Raw genomic sequence first — 14,277 nt, 5'->3', positions numbered from 1 at the left:
CCCGTTTTTTTAACGCTGGAAAAATTCGATCCATTCGCCGTCAGGTCCTTCAATGTAAAAGTAGCGGTACCCGTTCGGAAGCGTCGTGATTTCTTCATCGATAAATACGGCGCCCTGACGCTTCGCATGCGTGAACTCCGCCGCGATATCTTCTGTCAATAAAGCGACATGATGCACTTTTCCTTCTGCGGGAAGCTCGCTGCTGTAGCCCTGGATCAGCTCAATTTCTGTCTCCGGCCCTTCCTGAAAGCCGAGAAAGGCAAGTTCAATAATGCCGTTCGTATGAGTGATACGATCCTTTAACTGCATACCGAGAACGTCTTGATAAAAGGCGATGGATGTTTCAATATCTTTGACCATAATGCCTGTATGGTCGATTCTTTTGGCTGTCATGGTTTTCCCCCTGTTTTGAATTTTTCGGGACAATGCGGTGTTGATCATGTTTTATGGTACGATAAGAGAAAGCAAAACGAAAGAGGAATGCACAATGAAGCTACTTACAGTGAAAGATACATTTGCCGGAAAGCTGAAAAAAGGATTCCCCCTGATTGAAAAAGACGCTCTGTCCGGAAGCTCGGCTCATTTAACAGAGGGCGATCTTTTTGATGTGACATCCGAGAAGGGTGAGTTTATCGGAAAAGGCTATTACGGTTTGCAGAATAAAGGAGTCGGCTGGGTGCTGTCCCGCGCGAGAGATGAACGGATCGACGGACGTTTCTTTCTGGACAAGCTGAAAAAAGCGGCTGAAGCGAGAGCTCATCTGTTTAAGGCGCCCGACACGACGGCGTTCCGGCTGTTCAACGGTGAGGGCGACGGCATCGGCGGCGTCACGATTGACTTTTATGATGGTTATCTGCTGATTCAATGGTACAGTAAAGGCATTTACACTTATAAGGACAGCATGATTGAGGCGATTGACGGACTGGAGCTTTCTTATAAAGCGATCTATGAAAAGAAACGATTCGATACGGCCGGGCAATACGTGGAAGACGACGATTTTGTCAAAGGCGAAAGAGGAGATTTTCCGGTCATTGTTCAAGAAAACGGCATCCGATACGCTGTGGATCTAAACGACGGGGCGATGACGGGCATTTTCTTAGACCAGCGTCATGTACGCAAAGCGATTCGGGACAAGTATGCAAACGGCAGACGGGTGCTGAATACGTTCTCTTATACGGGGGCATTTTCCGTTGCGGCGGCGCTTGGCGGAGCTGAGAAAACGACCAGCGTCGATGTCGCCAACCGCAGTCTCGCAAAAACAATTGAACAGTTCAGCGCCAACGGAATTGATTATGAGGCGCATGACATTAAAGTCATGGATGTTTTCAAATACTTCGGCTATGCGGAGAAAAAAGGGCTGGAGTTTGACCTCATCATCCTTGATCCGCCTTCTTTCGCCCGCACAAAAAAACGGACGTTCAGCGCGGCGAAAGATTATAAAAATCTGCTGAAGGAAACGATCGCCATCACCGCAAAAAACGGCATCATCGTCGCTTCGACAAACAGCAGCGCCTTCAATATGAAGAAATTTAAAGGCTTTATAGAGACCGCCTTTAAAGAAACAAATGAGCGTTACGACATTTTGGAAGAATACACGCTTCCGGAAGATTTCAAAACGATTCCCGCGTTTAAAGAAGGGAACTATTTGAAGGTTGTTTTCTTGCGGAAAAAATAGAATGACCATTTATAGCGTGGAAAGAGGGGAAAAGAAAACCCTCTTCCATCGCTTTAATACGGGATAAAATAATCTTCATTCTTAAAGAAACAACCCGCTATTACTTAGTATCTCATCTGTGCCAAGTAAAGTGGCCTCTCTAATCCCCACATTGTTGGCTTTCATGAAGGATTGCACCGCTTGGTAGCCAACCGCATAACCTGCAAACGGTGATAAGCCGACAGGCTGATAACCTTGTTCGGCTGCAAAGGTGTCACCAAACATGTAACTGCTGACCTCAGCAAACCCTTTCACATTTAATGAGTCTTTGATGATTTCTTTTGAGTATTCTAAGTCTTCTTTTTCAAAAGAAGTAACCCAGGGACCTAACAGAGCTTCTCCGTAAAGTTCTTTGGCAAACGATTCTGCCAGCCCCTCTATAATTAAGTAATCACCAACCGTTACGTTCCCATAGTCCCAATTGAAATACGAAAAACGAATATTATGATGAAATTCATGTGCGATTACAGCAGGCAGTCTCGGTATGTTATATGAATTGGGGAATATTGAAACTTGAATAAATCCCGGAATTCCTCCGAATCCACAATACCCTCTATGTAATTCAAGCTTTTTTTGATTGGCCAGATACATCCCAAACCTTATTTCATCAGCATTTATTTTTAAGCGGTTTTGTTTGATAAATTCTACACAATGAGTTAAAGTGCCATATGCAATTTGAAGAGCTTGAATTTCTTTTAGATTCTCTAATGCTTTTCTTCCGGTTTCCGTATCAAATATGCTCAGATAGCCCAGCATATTTGCAGCCATGATTACATCATATCCGTTAGGTTGCTTTGCCTTTAAGGGGACATTAATCTTTTTCCACATATCTTCAAAAGGTTTCATCATTGAATACCGATAATAATCTTCTCTATTTTCAACCATTGAAAATAATGTTTCGTATTGCCCAATTGTATCCTCGATAATGATTTTAATGGGTACCACCCTTTTTTTGATGATCTATATAAATTGTAATGGCATCACTCATGAGCTTCGCCAACCCTTCACCATACCGGTCGATGTTCTTAGTGAAGCGTTTATCTTCAATATAGAGTTGACCTAATCCGTAAAAGGCATCAAAAGAATATTCACCAAAATTTTCATTGAGAAAATCAAACCACTCTTTGATAGCTGTTTGTACGTCTGGGGACTTGGGAGATTGGTTAATAAGGAGTGCAAATTTATTGAACATTGCAGTCCACTTATCAGATAAATCTTTTTGCTCACCATCAGTCATGCTTTTCAATCTAATATTTACCTTATCGACAGGTTGATCACCCCACCGTTTGCGAGCTTCTTGTTCATAAAGATTATGATTGAAGTTCATTCCCTCAAACCGCTCTTTGTTCGTCATGCAAATCTCTCCCATCATATGTTTGATTGATTTATCGATGGTTTCAATCATTTTATCGACTCTATTCCGTTTATCAATCAACATTTTCTTTTGTAAAATTAATGCCTCCCTTCGGTTAAATGAAGGACTATTAATGATTTCTTTAATCTCTTTTAAGGAGAAATCGAGCTCCTTGAAAAATAGTATCTGCTGCAGCTGTTCAAGATTCTCTTCAGAATAAAGCCGATAACTGGAATCGGTCGTTTCCTGAGGAGTCAATAATCCAATTTGATCGTAATGATGGAGAGTACGTATGCTTACTCCAATCAGTTCAGCTACTTCTTTTACTTTCATACCCATCACGTTTGCCGCCTCCTTAATGGCTACTCTAAAGTATTACGCAACGTAAGAGTCAATAGTTGGTTAAAGATTTTTTGTATATAAAGGGGAACATATGAGGATTTCATTGCTGAAATTAAAGAAAAAAAGCCGGGCGTGAAGGGACTGACCCCATAAGATGAGACAAATAAAAACACCTTCAAGTTTGAATACGGATGATTGTTATCCGAAATTAGACTTGGAGGTGTTTTTTCTATGGGGACAAGAGTGAGTTATCCGGTTGAAGCGAAACAGAAGGCTGTAAAAATGAGATTGGCAGGCGTACCTATGAAAGAGATCATGCAGGAGTTGAATATTAAGAATAAGACACAGGTTCAGACATGGGTTAGATGGTATAAGGCTGGTGATACACATCGATTCGAACAGCCTGTTGGAAAGCAATACACTTACGGAAAAGGTCCGGAGTATTCTTCCGATTTAGAGAAACTGCAGGCAGAGATTCGTTACCTGAGACAACAGAATGAAGTTTTAAAAAAGTACAACGAATTGGAAAGGAAGTTGATAGCGAAACGTCAGTCGAACTTGTAGAAATATTGCACAGCACAATGACCGTACAGGATATCTGTATTCATTTAGGTATCTCTCGAGCGTCTTATTATCGTTGGAAGAAGAATCTGATGAAGGATCATCCCAAGCGCCATTTGGAAAAACAAATCGGCACGTTGTGCCGAGAGCACAAGTATCGATATGGATATCGAAAAATCACAGCCATACTAAAAAAGAGAATGTGTATTAACCATAAAACGGTTCAACGTATTATGCAGAAAAATCAATGGCAGTGTCGGGTTAAGGTGAAAAAGCGCAAGAAGGATGGGCAGCCATATGCCGTGGTCGATAATATATTGGATCGGAACTTTCAGTCTGATCGTCCTCTTGAAAAACTAGTAACGGACATCACATATTTGCCTTATGGACAGAAACAATTGTACCTTTCCAGTATATTAGATTTATACAATGGAGAAGTGATTGCTTTTACTATTGGGGATAAGCAGGACACAGCCTTTGTCTTAGACACACTTGATCAGCTACCAATGCTGCCTGAGAACTGCGTGTTACATAGTGACCAGGGTTCTGTGTATACATCTTACGAGTATCAAAAAGCTGTTAAAACAAAAGGCATTACCATGAGCATGTCCCGCAAAGGGACGCCCGCTGATAATGCCTCCATCGAATCGTTTCATTCCTCGCTAAAGTCTGAAACGTTCTATCTTAACAGCATTGATCGAACTACGACTGCCATCGTAGAACGCACTGTCATAGAATACATTCATTATTATAACAATATTCGTATTCAAACCAAACTAAACAACCAATCACCGATAAACTATCGGCAATTGGCTGTTTAAAAGGTGTTTTGACCCCTGTCTCAAAAACGGGGGGCAGTCCCTGAAGCTCCGGCTTTTTTCTATTCAATAATGTGCTGGACCCGGCCGATTCGCCCGTCTTCAAGGCGGACCTTAATGCCGCGCGGGTGGAAGCTTGAGTTCGTCAAAATATCCTTCACGATTCCTCTTGTCAGCTTTCCTGAACGCTGATCGGCTTTCAGGACGATATCGACTTCAAGTCCTTTTCTGATGCTGCTTCGCTGCTGGCCGTTCATATGACACATCCGTTCTTCAGTCTTTTCACTTCATATCTTATCATATCGTGTTTTCGTCTTTTTATGAAGGACAGACGAATCAATCCTTCATAGCAAATAAAAAAAGACCGCTCTGTAAGGAGCAGTCTTTTATGACATAAACGAAAGCAAAATCGGGGCCGCGCACAGCGTCATAATTGCGGCGAGAATCATGGACACGCTTGAGATCGTTCCTGATACGGAGCTGAGCTCAAATGCTTTAGATGTTCCCGCTCCGTGCGCGCTGGTTCCGAGCAGCACGCCCCGGGCAATTTCGTTATCAATGCGGAAATAGCGGATGACCATCGGCCCGATGATCGTTCCCAATAAAGCCGTTAAAATGACGAAAACCGCTGTAACGGCCGGCATCCCGCCGATCATTTCTGAAACGTTCATGGCAATCGGCGTCGTCACGGATCGCGGCACGAGACTGTCGACTAAGCTGCTGCCGAGATGGAACCATTTCGCGATAAAGGCCGTTGACAGAATGGCGATACATGAACCGACCGCTACGTTCAAAATAATTTCCACGGCGTATTTCTTTAAAATCGGGAAATATTTATAAAGCGGGATAGCGAACGCCACTGTTGCCGGCTGAAGCATATCGGTCAGCAGTCCGCCGCCGAGATTGTATGTCTGATACGGGACATTGACAAGAAGCAGCAGTACGACCAAAACAGCGGGCGTAATCAGAAGCGGCGACGTATACACCCGCGGAAAACGAGTGTAGAGTTTTTTCGCGCCCAAATATACTAAGACAGTTAAGAATAAACTTATGATTCCGATGAACACGTTTGTTTTTTCTCCTTTCTTTTTGCTATCAGCTGTGTAAGCGTACCTGTTGAAACCATCACGACAAATGTGCTGATGACGACGACAAGTAAAATGCTTACGCCGAATTTAGACATAATATCTCCGTATTCAATCACTCCGACGGCAGACGGGATGAAAAACAGCAGCAGCTCACCGAGGAGCCATGCTGCGCCAAGCTCAATCCATTCAAGTTTGATAATCTTGAAATGCAATAATGTGAAAAGAATCACAATCCCGATTATACTGCCGGGAATATTTATATGAAGAGCCGCCGTGACCCAATTGATCAGACGCGCAAATATAAACAGCAGAGCGATTTGAATAACGGTAAGCAGCAATTTTTTCATAATGATGCCTCCCTTATATTTATATTGTACAGAAGGTTTTGCTATAGGTAAAATACATATAAAGAATAATGTGTATTCCTTTTGTCTATAGAAAGGATGAAATGTAATGGATATCCGGCACTTAACGTATTTTTTGGAAGTGGCCCGTTTGAAAAGCTTTACGAAGGCTTCACAGTCTCTGTATGTTTCACAGCCGACAATCTCAAAAATGATTAAAAACCTGGAGACGGAGCTCGGCATTAAGCTGTTTTACCGCAATGGCCGGCAAGTTGAACTGACTGACGCCGGGCAGAGCATGTATGTGCAGGCGCAGGAAATCACAAAGTCCTTCCAAAACCTGACGTCAGAGCTGAACGATATTATGGAAGTGAAGAAAGGGCACGTCCGCATCGGTCTTCCGCCGATGATCGGGTCCGGCTTTTTCCCGAGAGTGCTCGGTGACTTCCGCGTCACATATCCCGATGTGACGTTTCAGCTTGTTGAGGACGGCTCTATTAAAGTGCAGCAAGGGGTGGAGGACGGCTCGCTTGATATCGGGGTCGTCGTACTTCCCGCGAATGAAGAGGTTTTTCATACGTTCACAATCGTCAAGGAAACCCTTATGCTCGTCGTCCATCCGTCACATCGGCTCGCTGACGAGAAAGAATGCAGTCTCCACGAATTGAAAGAAGAGCCGTTCATATTTTTCAGGGAGGATTTTGTCCTTCATAATCGAATTATGACGGAATGCGTGAAAGCCGGATTCAGGCCTCACGTCATTTATGAAACGTCACAGTGGGACTTTATCAGCGAAATGGTATCGGCCAACCTCGGTATCGGCCTGCTGCCGGAAAGAATCTGCCGCGGTCTTGATCCTGACAAAGTCAGAACCATTCCGCTCGTTCATCCGGTCATTCCGTGGCATTTAGCCATCATTTGGCGGAAAGACCGCTATATGTCCTTTGCCGCCAGAGCCTGGCTGGAGCATACGAAATCGTATTTATGGAATCCGAAAAAGAGAAAAAAGGATGATTAAGCATGGACGCACAAACCGCAGCTCAACACTTGAGTAAAGTGCGGGATCAAAACCCGCTCGTTCACAGTATCACCAATAATGTCGTCACGAACTTCACCGCTAACGGACTGCTCGCGCTCGGCGCATCGCCCGTTATGGCTTATGCAATTGAGGAGGCAGCCGACATGGCGAAAATCGCAGGAGCGCTCGTCCTGAATATAGGAACCCTCAGTTCGGCGTCGGTTGAAGCTATGATCGCGGCCGGAAAATCGGCCAATGAAAACGGCGTTCCGGTCATTTTTGATCCGGTAGGCGCCGGCGCCACGCCGTTTCGGACGGCATCAGCCCGCAAGATCATACAGGAGGTCCGCTTGTCCGTCATTCGCGGAAATGCCGCGGAAATCGCCAATATTGCCGGCGCCCCTGATTGGAAGATAAAAGGCGTGGATGCGGGGGAAGCCGGAGGAGATGTGGTTCAGCTCGCTAAGACGGCTGCAAGCGGGCTGAAGACGGTCATTGCGATTACCGGAAAAACCGACGTCATCTCCGACGGCACCGACACATACGCCGTACATAACGGTGATAAACTGCTGACGAAGGTGACGGGGGCGGGATGCTTGCTGACGTCTGTAATCGGAGCCTTCTGCGCAGCGGGGCAGGACGTTCTGCAAGCGGCCGTTTCAGCCGTTTCTGTATACGGAAGCGCCGCTCAGCTTGCCGCTCTGGACACCTCCCATAAGGGGCCGGGCAGCTTCCAGATTGAGCTTTTAAACAAGCTGGCAAGCATCTCAGAACAAGAAGCGGCCGAGCTTGCCGCAATTGAAAGGGTGACAGAAAAATGACGCGTATTTCTCGGGAAATGATGAAGGATATGTTATCGGTTTATTTTATTATGGGATCAAACAATACAAGCGCAGACCCCGTTTCCGTGGTGAAAAAAGCCATTGAGGGCGGCGCTACGCTTTTTCAATTTCGGGAAAAGGGGAGCGGTTCTTTAACAGGGGAGGAACGTGTTCTGTTCGCGAAGCGGGTGCAGGATGTCTGCAGGCAGGCCGGGATTCCTTTCATCATTAATGATGATGTCGAATTGGCCTTGCGCCTTGAGGCGGACGGAGTGCATATCGGGCAGGATGACGCAGACGCCGAAGAAACGAGAGCGGCAATCGGCGATATGATACTCGGTGTGTCAGCACATAACGTCTCCGAGGTGAAGCGGGCGGAAGAAGCCGGAGCCGATTACGTCGGAATGGGCCCGGTCTATCCGACCGAAACAAAAAAAGATGCTGAAGCCGTGCAGGGCGTTACATTGATTGAAGAGGTGCGGCGTCAGGGCATCACCATTCCGATTGTAGGAATCGGCGGCATTACGGCTGACAACGCGGCGCCCGTCATTGAAGCGGGTGCAGACGGCGTCAGCATGATCAGCGCCATCAGCCAAGCCGAAGATCCAAAAGCGGCGGCGCGGAAGTTTTCAGAGGAAATTCGGCGCTCCAAAGCAGGGCTGTCCCGATAGGGCGGCCCTTTTTCTGTGTGCGCAAAAAGGCAGTGACGGACTTGGAGAATATAAGCCGTATGTCAAGAACAGGGCAATCAGCTTGCAATATCGACCGAAGTGTTTGACGGCTCTATCGCTTCGCTCAAAGTGATGCCTGAACCAATCACCGCCGGCGCCGAAGGCTTAAAAGCCCTCTACGAAACAGTGAAAAGCTCGCAGTGAGAGGTCATTTCGAGATCACGGAAAAACTTGATGCGGAATTCAGCGAATTTGAAGGTTTGATGTCGAAATACAAAACGTGCGATCAATCGTATATGTCTTGTGATACATTAAGTACAGATCAAATCAGAGAGATAAGCACGAAGCTGACGGCTCTTTCTGAAACCATGTCGAAGATTGCCGATGTGCTTTAAAAGGAGTTAAGACGCAGCATGAGCGATGAACAAAACAAGGAAAAACAGATCCACAGACGGGATGTCCTGAAGTGGGGCGCCGTCGCGAGCGCCGCCGTCGCTGTCGGAGCGAGCGGCCTCGGAGGACTCGCGCCGCTCTTCAAACCGGCGGCCACCGCTTCAAAGAAGAATGATGAAAAACGTGATCGTGATCAAATCGTTCCTTTTTACGGGAAGCACCAAGCAGGAATCACAACGGCGCACCAGACGTATGTGTATTTTGCAGCGCTTGATGTCATGTCAAGCGACAAAGCCGATGTCATCTCCCTTTTCAAACAATGGACAAGCCTGACGCAGCTGCTGACTTCAGGCGCCGTCCCGTCGGGCGAACAGAAAAATAAATATATGCCTCCGCAGGATACCGGGGAGTCGCAGGATCTGGCACCGGCGAATTTGACCGTTACCTTCGGCTTCGGCCCCGGGTTTTTCGAGAAAGACGGGAAGGACCGCTTCGGACTGAAAGATAAAAAACCGAAGCATCTCGCCGATATTCCGCCGATGCCTAACGACAAGCTTGATAAGAAACAAGGCGGCGGTGATATCGTCATACAGGTCTGCGCGGATAATGAACAAACGGCGTTTCACGCGGTGCGCAACCTGATGAAACAGGCATCGGGGGTGTGCGAAGTCCGCTTTCTCAATAAAGGTTTCTTAAGCGGCGGGAAAAACGGAGAAACACCGCGCAACCTCTTCGGATTTAAAGACGGCACCGGCAACCAAAGCACAAAGGATGAAAACCTGATGAATTCGATCGTTTGGGTTCAATCAGGAGAGCCTGACTGGATGACGGGCGGCACGTACATGGCGTTTAGGAAAATTAAGATGTTTTTAGATATATGGGACCGTTCATCCTTGAAGGAGCAAGAGGACACGTTCGGGCGGGTGAAAAGCTCGGGCGCGCCTTTCGGACAAAAAAAGGAAACTGATCCCGTGAAGCTGAATCAAATTCCCGCCGACTCGCATGTCAGCGTGGCAAAATCAACCGGCAGACAGATTCTGCGCCGGGCATTTTCCTATACGGACGGAATTGATCCACAGACGGGCTATGTTGACGCAGGCCTGCTGTTTATCTGCTTTCAAAAAGACCCGGACCGCCAATTTGTCCCGATGCTGAAGGCTTTGGCGGCAAAGGATGCGCTGAATGAATACACACAAACGATCGGCTCTTCCTTATTCGCCTGTCCCGGCGGCTGTAAAAAAGGAGAATATATCGCCCAAAGGCTGCTGGAATCGTGACACCTTCCATATGGAGGGTGTTTTTAAAAAAAACACTTGTAACTACATATGTTACAACTTAAAATAAAAAGGAAAGGAGACTTACAATGACACTGCAGATTAAAGTATATTCTGATTATGTATGTCCGTTTTGCTTTGTCGGCAAAGCGGCGTTTGAAGAAGCAATCAAGGACAAGGACGTACAGGTGGAATGGATGCCGTTTGAATTGCGTCCGAGCCCCTCGCCGAAACTTGATCCGGTGAATGATCCCGCCAAGCGGCAGATGTGGAAAAACTCCATTGAGCCGATGGCGCAGTCGTTAGGCGTTGAAATCACGTTCCCCCGCGTGTCACCGCATCCTTACACGGATTTGGCATTTGAAGGCTTTCATTTCGCAAAGGAACATGGGAAAGGAAGCGAATACCATACACGCGTTTTTCAGGCGTTCTTTCAGGAAGAGCAAAATATCGGTGACGTTGGCGTGCTGACAAAGCTTGCGGAAGAAGCCGGACTTGACGGCGCTGCCTTCAAAGAGGCGCTTGAGACAAGAGCGTACAGACACGTACAGCGGGAAGCGCTCCGCCATGCTTATGAGGAAGCCGGCATTACGGCAGTGCCGACGTTTATCATCGGCGATGAGAGAATCCCTGGCGCGGCGGGAAAGGAAACCTTTGAACAAATCATTGAGCGGGAACTGAATAAACGTTAACCCGAAAAAAGCCCTCTCGATCAGCGAGAGGGCTTTGCCATATAGTGTTTGACAAATGTTTGTCTGTCCGCTTCATATGCCGCGGCGTCAAATGAGTCGCCGCAAAAATGAAGGCACCAAGGGTCTTTCTGGCAGGCGACGCCGACTTGATAGCCGTGTTTTTGAAATTCAAGCGACTGTGATGTGTCGTAAAAATGAAAGCCGCGAAACAAATCCTCCCGCCACTCCACGTCATATTGAGCCGCCATTAACAAGCCGTCAATGGCGTCAGCGGGCGTAAACAGGCCGTCTTCATCGCCGTGCTCAAAGTCCAGCGGGTGATAAGCATTCCCCCGGTATTCAATCACTTTTCCCATCCGCTCTCCGCTTTCCCACCAAATGCCGTTCGGCGGCAGGGTTTTGCAGCCGGCGACACCGAGAAGGCCGAGCTCCTGATGAGATTGAAAGATATGAAGCATGTCATGTAGGAAATGCTGATGAATGATAAAGGTATCCTGATGCAGATAAATTTTATATTTGGAGGGGTGTCTCAGCGCTTTGTTGTAGGACGAGGCCATGCTTGCTGAATCGTATATCGGCATGATATCAACGGAGTATGAAGGGGGGACGGTAAGCTGCATGATATGGCTCTTGCACCGGGAGTAGAGCGACTCGTCATTCACACAGACGACAAACAGAAATGAATGTGAATCCATTACATGCTCCTCTCGGCCTCAATCACATATTGATACGCCGATGCTTCTGTCATAAAGTCATGCCTTATGCCAAGCTGTACGCATACTTCGTGCAATGATGCGATGGCTTTGTGATAAGAGGGGTGATCAACGCGGATCGCCTCAATGCGTTTCACCTCATAGCCGGCGGCTTTAAATAATGAAAGCGTCTCTTCACGGGTAAAAAAACGCAGGTGGGTCTGATCCATTAATCCGGCGTCACTGTAAGTCCATTTGCCGGCTAAAAGCTCCAGCACCACTGAGATGTGGCCGACATTCGGTATGCATGCAAGCACCGTGCCGTCTTTTTTTACATACGGGCGAAGCTTTTTCAGCACGGACCACGGGTCGACAAGATGCTCAAGAACGTCTCCGAACAGCATGCAGTCGAATTGTTCTGATTCGTACGGAAGAATGGCGGATTCAATGTCGCCGCAAAGCACGTGGCTCAATTTGCTTTCCGCCTTTTTTGCGGCTTCGGGATACGCTTCAATGCCGTAAACCGTTATTCCGCGGTCTTCGATCGCCGCTCCTAAATTGCCTGTGCCGCAGCCGACATCAAGCACTGTCCGCCAGTTTTCGTCTATTTTGTTCAATAAATAAGGATTCAGGCCTTCGTAGTAGTTCTGTTGTTTTTCATCATAATAGGGATTCGTATCCATCTGTGTATCACCTCATAAACGGGCATATACACAAGATATGCAGCGGGGGGATCTCATATCACCATGTTTGGCTGTTCAATTGCGGAATGCGGACGGGAATGGTTGTCCGGTATACGGTTTGTTCTCTGATTCCCCTCTTATTGCGGGTGTTCCTTTGAAAACTCGGGTGCGGGCGGACTGTGGCAGGTCATATAGTAAAAGGATCCGCCTGTAATCTTACCGCTGGCGGATGGTGTTTTTCATTGGTGTTTTTTTCTTCACCGCTTTTTCAGTATTTAAGAAGCGCCTCACATCGTCAATGTGCAAACCCATGATTCTAGCCTCTTGAATTAACAATTGCCAATCTTGATCTATATCTTTCATTACATGAGTTTTCATAAGAACCTCCAATTGAAAAATTGATTTGCCCAGCTACAGCAGCCAATGTATAACAAATATCACACATAGTTGGCCGGTAATCCCAAATTGAAGATGAATTCACCTACCTATTCCCTAAGAAAATGACTGAAATAACCAAAATCCTTCAAGAATTCTTACGTATAATAATAAACAAATAAATACTGACTGGATAGTATGCAAATAAAAATAAATCATATGACCTATTAATATTTACCCTCAAAGCGTCGACTAGCATATTCTTTTTGCATAAAAAATACCGCAAAAGAATGATTCGGTGTAAGATAAAGTGAATGATCAAACAGCTGGGGTAAAAAATGAAAAAAAACAAATTTCAAATTAAGAGAGAAGAAACATTTGAAAGTTTTATTGACGCAGGCCTTCATCTCCTGATTGAAAGAGCTTACGATTCAGTCTCAATCGATGACATCAGTAAAGCGGCGGGTTTCAGCAAAGGCGCGTTTTACGTTCATTTTGAAAGCAAGGAAGATTTTCTGAAGCATTTATTAGACAGGCGTCAGATTAAAAAAAGGATCATCACCGGCTATCTCGATGAATTAGAAAAGCAAACAGCGCGGCCGTTGACGCTTTGTGAAGCTGCGGCAAGCGCGGCCAGCCTGTTGATGCAGTTTGTAAACAGCAAGCCTGCCTGGAATGTTGTGTCTTTTGCCGTTCATATGCCTACTTACAAAGTCGTCAGTGAATATGAAGCTTATATCCGTCTTTATAAGTTATGGATAGAAGAAAGCACCATGTACATAAATTGGCTCAAATCGAGAAATTTAATAGAAGACCATATAGATACCGAGCATACCGCTAACATGATGTGCGCGCTCATCGACGGGATGATTAAGCAATCCAATGTGCTGGGAAGGCCGGTTACTTTCCGCAGCATGTTTGACGCGCTCTATGTTTTTGTCAGCGGCAGAAAATCAGGGTAACGTTCTTCTTGATTTGACAAAAGGTTTAGAAAAGTCTTTCAGAAAGCGAGGAACTGCCATGCGCTACAGAGAAATTATGATGTATATCATTATGGGGATATTCACGACCATCGTGAATATCGTCAGTTTTTACTTTCTGACGTCGGCATTTGAGATGGATTACAAGGCGGCGACCGTCGCTGCTTGGGTTCTGTCCGTTCTATTTGCATATGTCACGAATAAACTGTATGTATTTCAGCAAAAGACCGCGGGGATGCGGAGTCTGATGAAAGAATTGACGGCCTTTTTCAGCGTGCGGGTATTGTCCCTCGCCATCGATCTCGCCATGATGATTCTTCTGGTCAGTCAATTTCATATGAACGAAACGTTGGCGAAAATCGCAGATAACGTCATTATCGTAGTCGTCAACTATGCGGCCAGCAAGTGGATTGTCTTCAGAAAAGCGAAAGAAGAGGGCGTGTCATAACGGTTTCTT

18 protein-coding genes and 1 pseudogene are annotated in these 14,277 nt (G+C 46.2%); 10 read left to right on the top strand and 9 right to left on the bottom strand.

All coding sequences use genetic code 11. The annotated features are described in order from the left end of the window. Positions 1–9: 9 nt before the first annotated feature. On the bottom strand, positions 10–393 hold the full coding sequence (locus JNUCC22_RS17995; RefSeq protein WP_003150894.1) for a glyoxalase GlxA: 384 nt from the start codon (positions 391–393) through the stop codon (positions 10–12). A 94-nt stretch (positions 394–487) separates the two neighbouring features. On the opposite strand from JNUCC22_RS17995, the gene JNUCC22_RS17990 reads away from it, so the two are divergent. Continuing rightward, the gene (locus JNUCC22_RS17990) at positions 488–1,675 is read left to right on the top strand and encodes a class I SAM-dependent rRNA methyltransferase (protein WP_039063816.1); all 1,188 of its coding nucleotides are present in this window, start codon (positions 488–490) and stop codon (positions 1,673–1,675) included. A gap of 81 nt (positions 1,676–1,756) precedes the next feature. Here JNUCC22_RS17990 and JNUCC22_RS17985 read toward each other — a convergent pair whose 3' ends face one another. After that, positions 1,757–2,659 carry a DUF2268 domain-containing putative Zn-dependent protease gene (locus JNUCC22_RS17985; RefSeq protein WP_216061970.1) on the bottom strand — a complete coding sequence of 301 codons (903 nt, stop codon included), beginning with the start codon at positions 2,657–2,659 and terminating at the stop codon, positions 1,757–1,759. Next, positions 2,646–3,407, bottom strand: a complete 762-nt coding sequence (locus JNUCC22_RS17980; RefSeq protein WP_216062339.1) for a MerR family transcriptional regulator — start codon at positions 3,405–3,407, stop codon at positions 2,646–2,648. The genes JNUCC22_RS17985 and JNUCC22_RS17980 overlap by 14 nt, the downstream gene beginning before the upstream one ends. Before the next feature lie 234 nt (positions 3,408–3,641). Between JNUCC22_RS17980 and JNUCC22_RS17975 the strand changes: the two genes are divergently transcribed. Beyond that, positions 3,642–4,792 (top strand): IS3 family transposase gene (locus JNUCC22_RS17975; RefSeq protein ID WP_216061885.1). Its coding sequence is split into 2 segments (ribosomal slippage): positions 3,642–3,915 and positions 3,915–4,792, totalling 1,152 coding nucleotides; the frame shifts between segments, so codons are not numbered across the junction. A 59-nt stretch (positions 4,793–4,851) separates the two neighbouring features. Here JNUCC22_RS17975 and JNUCC22_RS17970 read toward each other — a convergent pair. The 3 genes from JNUCC22_RS17970 to JNUCC22_RS17960 form a co-directional block, all read right to left on the bottom strand. After that, positions 4,852–5,046, bottom strand: a complete 195-nt coding sequence (locus tag JNUCC22_RS17970; protein WP_003150901.1) for a YwbE family protein — start codon at positions 5,044–5,046, stop codon at positions 4,852–4,854. 129 nt (positions 5,047–5,175) lie between these two features. Next, positions 5,176–5,856, bottom strand: a complete 681-nt coding sequence (locus JNUCC22_RS17965; protein ID WP_007407726.1) for a CidB/LrgB family autolysis modulator — start codon at positions 5,854–5,856, stop codon at positions 5,176–5,178. Further along, positions 5,838–6,224 carry a CidA/LrgA family holin-like protein gene (locus tag JNUCC22_RS17960; protein WP_007407725.1) on the bottom strand — a complete coding sequence of 129 codons (387 nt, stop codon included), beginning with the start codon at positions 6,222–6,224 and terminating at the stop codon, positions 5,838–5,840. Before JNUCC22_RS17960 ends, JNUCC22_RS17965 begins: the two co-directional genes overlap by 19 nt. A 106-nt stretch (positions 6,225–6,330) precedes the next feature. On the opposite strand from JNUCC22_RS17960, the gene JNUCC22_RS17955 reads away from it, so the two are divergent. The 6 genes and pseudogenes from JNUCC22_RS17955 to JNUCC22_RS17930 all read left to right on the top strand — a co-directional run bounded on the left by JNUCC22_RS17955 (position 6,331) and on the right by JNUCC22_RS17930 (position 11,090). Beyond that, positions 6,331–7,239: a cidABC operon transcriptional activator CidR gene (locus JNUCC22_RS17955; protein ID WP_047936295.1), complete on the top strand. Its 909-nt coding sequence runs from the start codon at positions 6,331–6,333 to the stop codon at positions 7,237–7,239. Between the two features lie 2 nt (positions 7,240–7,241). After that, positions 7,242–8,060, top strand: a complete 819-nt coding sequence (thiM, locus tag JNUCC22_RS17950; RefSeq protein WP_003150909.1) for a hydroxyethylthiazole kinase — start codon at positions 7,242–7,244, stop codon at positions 8,058–8,060. Continuing rightward, positions 8,057–8,731, top strand: coding sequence for a thiamine phosphate synthase (gene thiE, locus JNUCC22_RS17945; protein WP_039063815.1), 675 nt, complete (start codon positions 8,057–8,059; stop codon positions 8,729–8,731). The genes thiM and thiE overlap by 4 nt, the downstream gene beginning before the upstream one ends. Before the next feature lie 105 nt (positions 8,732–8,836). Continuing rightward, positions 8,837–9,126: pseudogene (locus JNUCC22_RS17940) on the top strand (Efem/EfeO family lipoprotein); the annotation flags it as partial. A gap of 18 nt (positions 9,127–9,144) precedes the next feature. After that, positions 9,145–10,401 carry an iron uptake transporter deferrochelatase/peroxidase subunit gene (gene efeB / locus JNUCC22_RS17935; protein WP_039063813.1) on the top strand — a complete coding sequence of 419 codons (1,257 nt, stop codon included), beginning with the start codon at positions 9,145–9,147 and terminating at the stop codon, positions 10,399–10,401. 86 nt (positions 10,402–10,487) lie between these two features. After that, positions 10,488–11,090, top strand: a complete 603-nt coding sequence (locus JNUCC22_RS17930) for a DsbA family oxidoreductase (RefSeq protein WP_012118748.1) — start codon at positions 10,488–10,490, stop codon at positions 11,088–11,090. Positions 11,091–11,110: 20 nt separating this feature from the next. Here JNUCC22_RS17930 and JNUCC22_RS17925 read toward each other — a convergent pair whose 3' ends face one another. The 3 genes from JNUCC22_RS17925 to JNUCC22_RS17915 all read right to left on the bottom strand — a co-directional run bounded on the left by JNUCC22_RS17925 (position 11,111) and on the right by JNUCC22_RS17915 (position 12,843). Beyond that, positions 11,111–11,785, bottom strand: a complete 675-nt coding sequence (locus JNUCC22_RS17925) for a glycosyltransferase family protein (protein WP_039063812.1) — start codon at positions 11,783–11,785, stop codon at positions 11,111–11,113. Next, a complete protein-coding gene (locus tag JNUCC22_RS17920; protein ID WP_014306063.1) occupies positions 11,785–12,465 on the bottom strand; it encodes a class I SAM-dependent methyltransferase in 681 nt (226 codons plus the stop codon). Before JNUCC22_RS17920 ends, JNUCC22_RS17925 begins: the two co-directional genes overlap by 1 nt. A gap of 216 nt (positions 12,466–12,681) precedes the next feature. After that, a complete protein-coding gene (locus tag JNUCC22_RS17915) occupies positions 12,682–12,843 on the bottom strand; it encodes an anti-repressor SinI family protein (protein WP_003150917.1) in 162 nt (53 codons plus the stop codon). A 335-nt stretch (positions 12,844–13,178) separates the two neighbouring features. Here JNUCC22_RS17915 and JNUCC22_RS17910 point away from each other — a divergent pair, with 335 nt between their 5' ends. Together JNUCC22_RS17910 and JNUCC22_RS17905 are read left to right on the top strand one after the other, a co-directional pair. Beyond that, positions 13,179–13,802, top strand: a complete 624-nt coding sequence (locus JNUCC22_RS17910) for a TetR/AcrR family transcriptional regulator (protein ID WP_216061969.1) — start codon at positions 13,179–13,181, stop codon at positions 13,800–13,802. A 79-nt stretch (positions 13,803–13,881) separates the two neighbouring features. Beyond that, positions 13,882–14,268, top strand: coding sequence for a GtrA family protein (locus JNUCC22_RS17905; RefSeq protein ID WP_042635745.1), 387 nt, complete (start codon positions 13,882–13,884; stop codon positions 14,266–14,268). Positions 14,269–14,277 lie beyond the last annotated feature (9 nt).

The sequence above is a fragment of the Bacillus sp. JNUCC-22 genome (assembly GCF_018861275.1).
Taxonomy (GTDB): Bacteria; Bacillota; Bacilli; order Bacillales; family Bacillaceae; genus Bacillus; species Bacillus velezensis.
This window is presented reverse-complemented; position numbering and strand designations above follow the sequence as displayed.

Excerpts from the sequence above, each read along its gene's own strand:
- JNUCC22_RS17995 (WP_003150894.1), bottom strand. The coding sequence starts at position 393 with ATGACAGCCAAAAGAATCGACCATACAGGCATTATGGTCAAAGATATT.
- JNUCC22_RS17990 (WP_039063816.1), top strand. The coding sequence starts at position 488 with ATGAAGCTACTTACAGTGAAAGATACATTTGCCGGAAAGCTGAAAAAA.
- JNUCC22_RS17980 (WP_216062339.1), bottom strand. The coding sequence starts at position 3,407 with ATGGGTATGAAAGTAAAAGAAGTAGCTGAACTGATTGGAGTAAGCATA.
- JNUCC22_RS17970 (WP_003150901.1), bottom strand. The coding sequence starts at position 5,046 with ATGAACGGCCAGCAGCGAAGCAGCATCAGAAAAGGACTTGAAGTCGAT.
- JNUCC22_RS17960 (WP_007407725.1), bottom strand. The coding sequence starts at position 6,224 with ATGAAAAAATTGCTGCTTACCGTTATTCAAATCGCTCTGCTGTTTATA.
- JNUCC22_RS17955 (WP_047936295.1), top strand. The coding sequence starts at position 6,331 with ATGGATATCCGGCACTTAACGTATTTTTTGGAAGTGGCCCGTTTGAAA.
- thiM (WP_003150909.1), top strand. The coding sequence starts at position 7,242 with ATGGACGCACAAACCGCAGCTCAACACTTGAGTAAAGTGCGGGATCAA.
- thiE (WP_039063815.1), top strand. The coding sequence starts at position 8,057 with ATGACGCGTATTTCTCGGGAAATGATGAAGGATATGTTATCGGTTTAT.
- efeB (WP_039063813.1), top strand. The coding sequence starts at position 9,145 with ATGAGCGATGAACAAAACAAGGAAAAACAGATCCACAGACGGGATGTC.
- JNUCC22_RS17930 (WP_012118748.1), top strand. The coding sequence starts at position 10,488 with ATGACACTGCAGATTAAAGTATATTCTGATTATGTATGTCCGTTTTGC.
- JNUCC22_RS17925 (WP_039063812.1), bottom strand. The coding sequence starts at position 11,785 with ATGGATTCACATTCATTTCTGTTTGTCGTCTGTGTGAATGACGAGTCG.
- JNUCC22_RS17920 (WP_014306063.1), bottom strand. The coding sequence starts at position 12,465 with ATGGATACGAATCCCTATTATGATGAAAAACAACAGAACTACTACGAA.
- JNUCC22_RS17915 (WP_003150917.1), bottom strand. The coding sequence starts at position 12,843 with ATGAAAACTCATGTAATGAAAGATATAGATCAAGATTGGCAATTGTTA.
- JNUCC22_RS17910 (WP_216061969.1), top strand. The coding sequence starts at position 13,179 with ATGAAAAAAAACAAATTTCAAATTAAGAGAGAAGAAACATTTGAAAGT.
- JNUCC22_RS17905 (WP_042635745.1), top strand. The coding sequence starts at position 13,882 with ATGTATATCATTATGGGGATATTCACGACCATCGTGAATATCGTCAGT.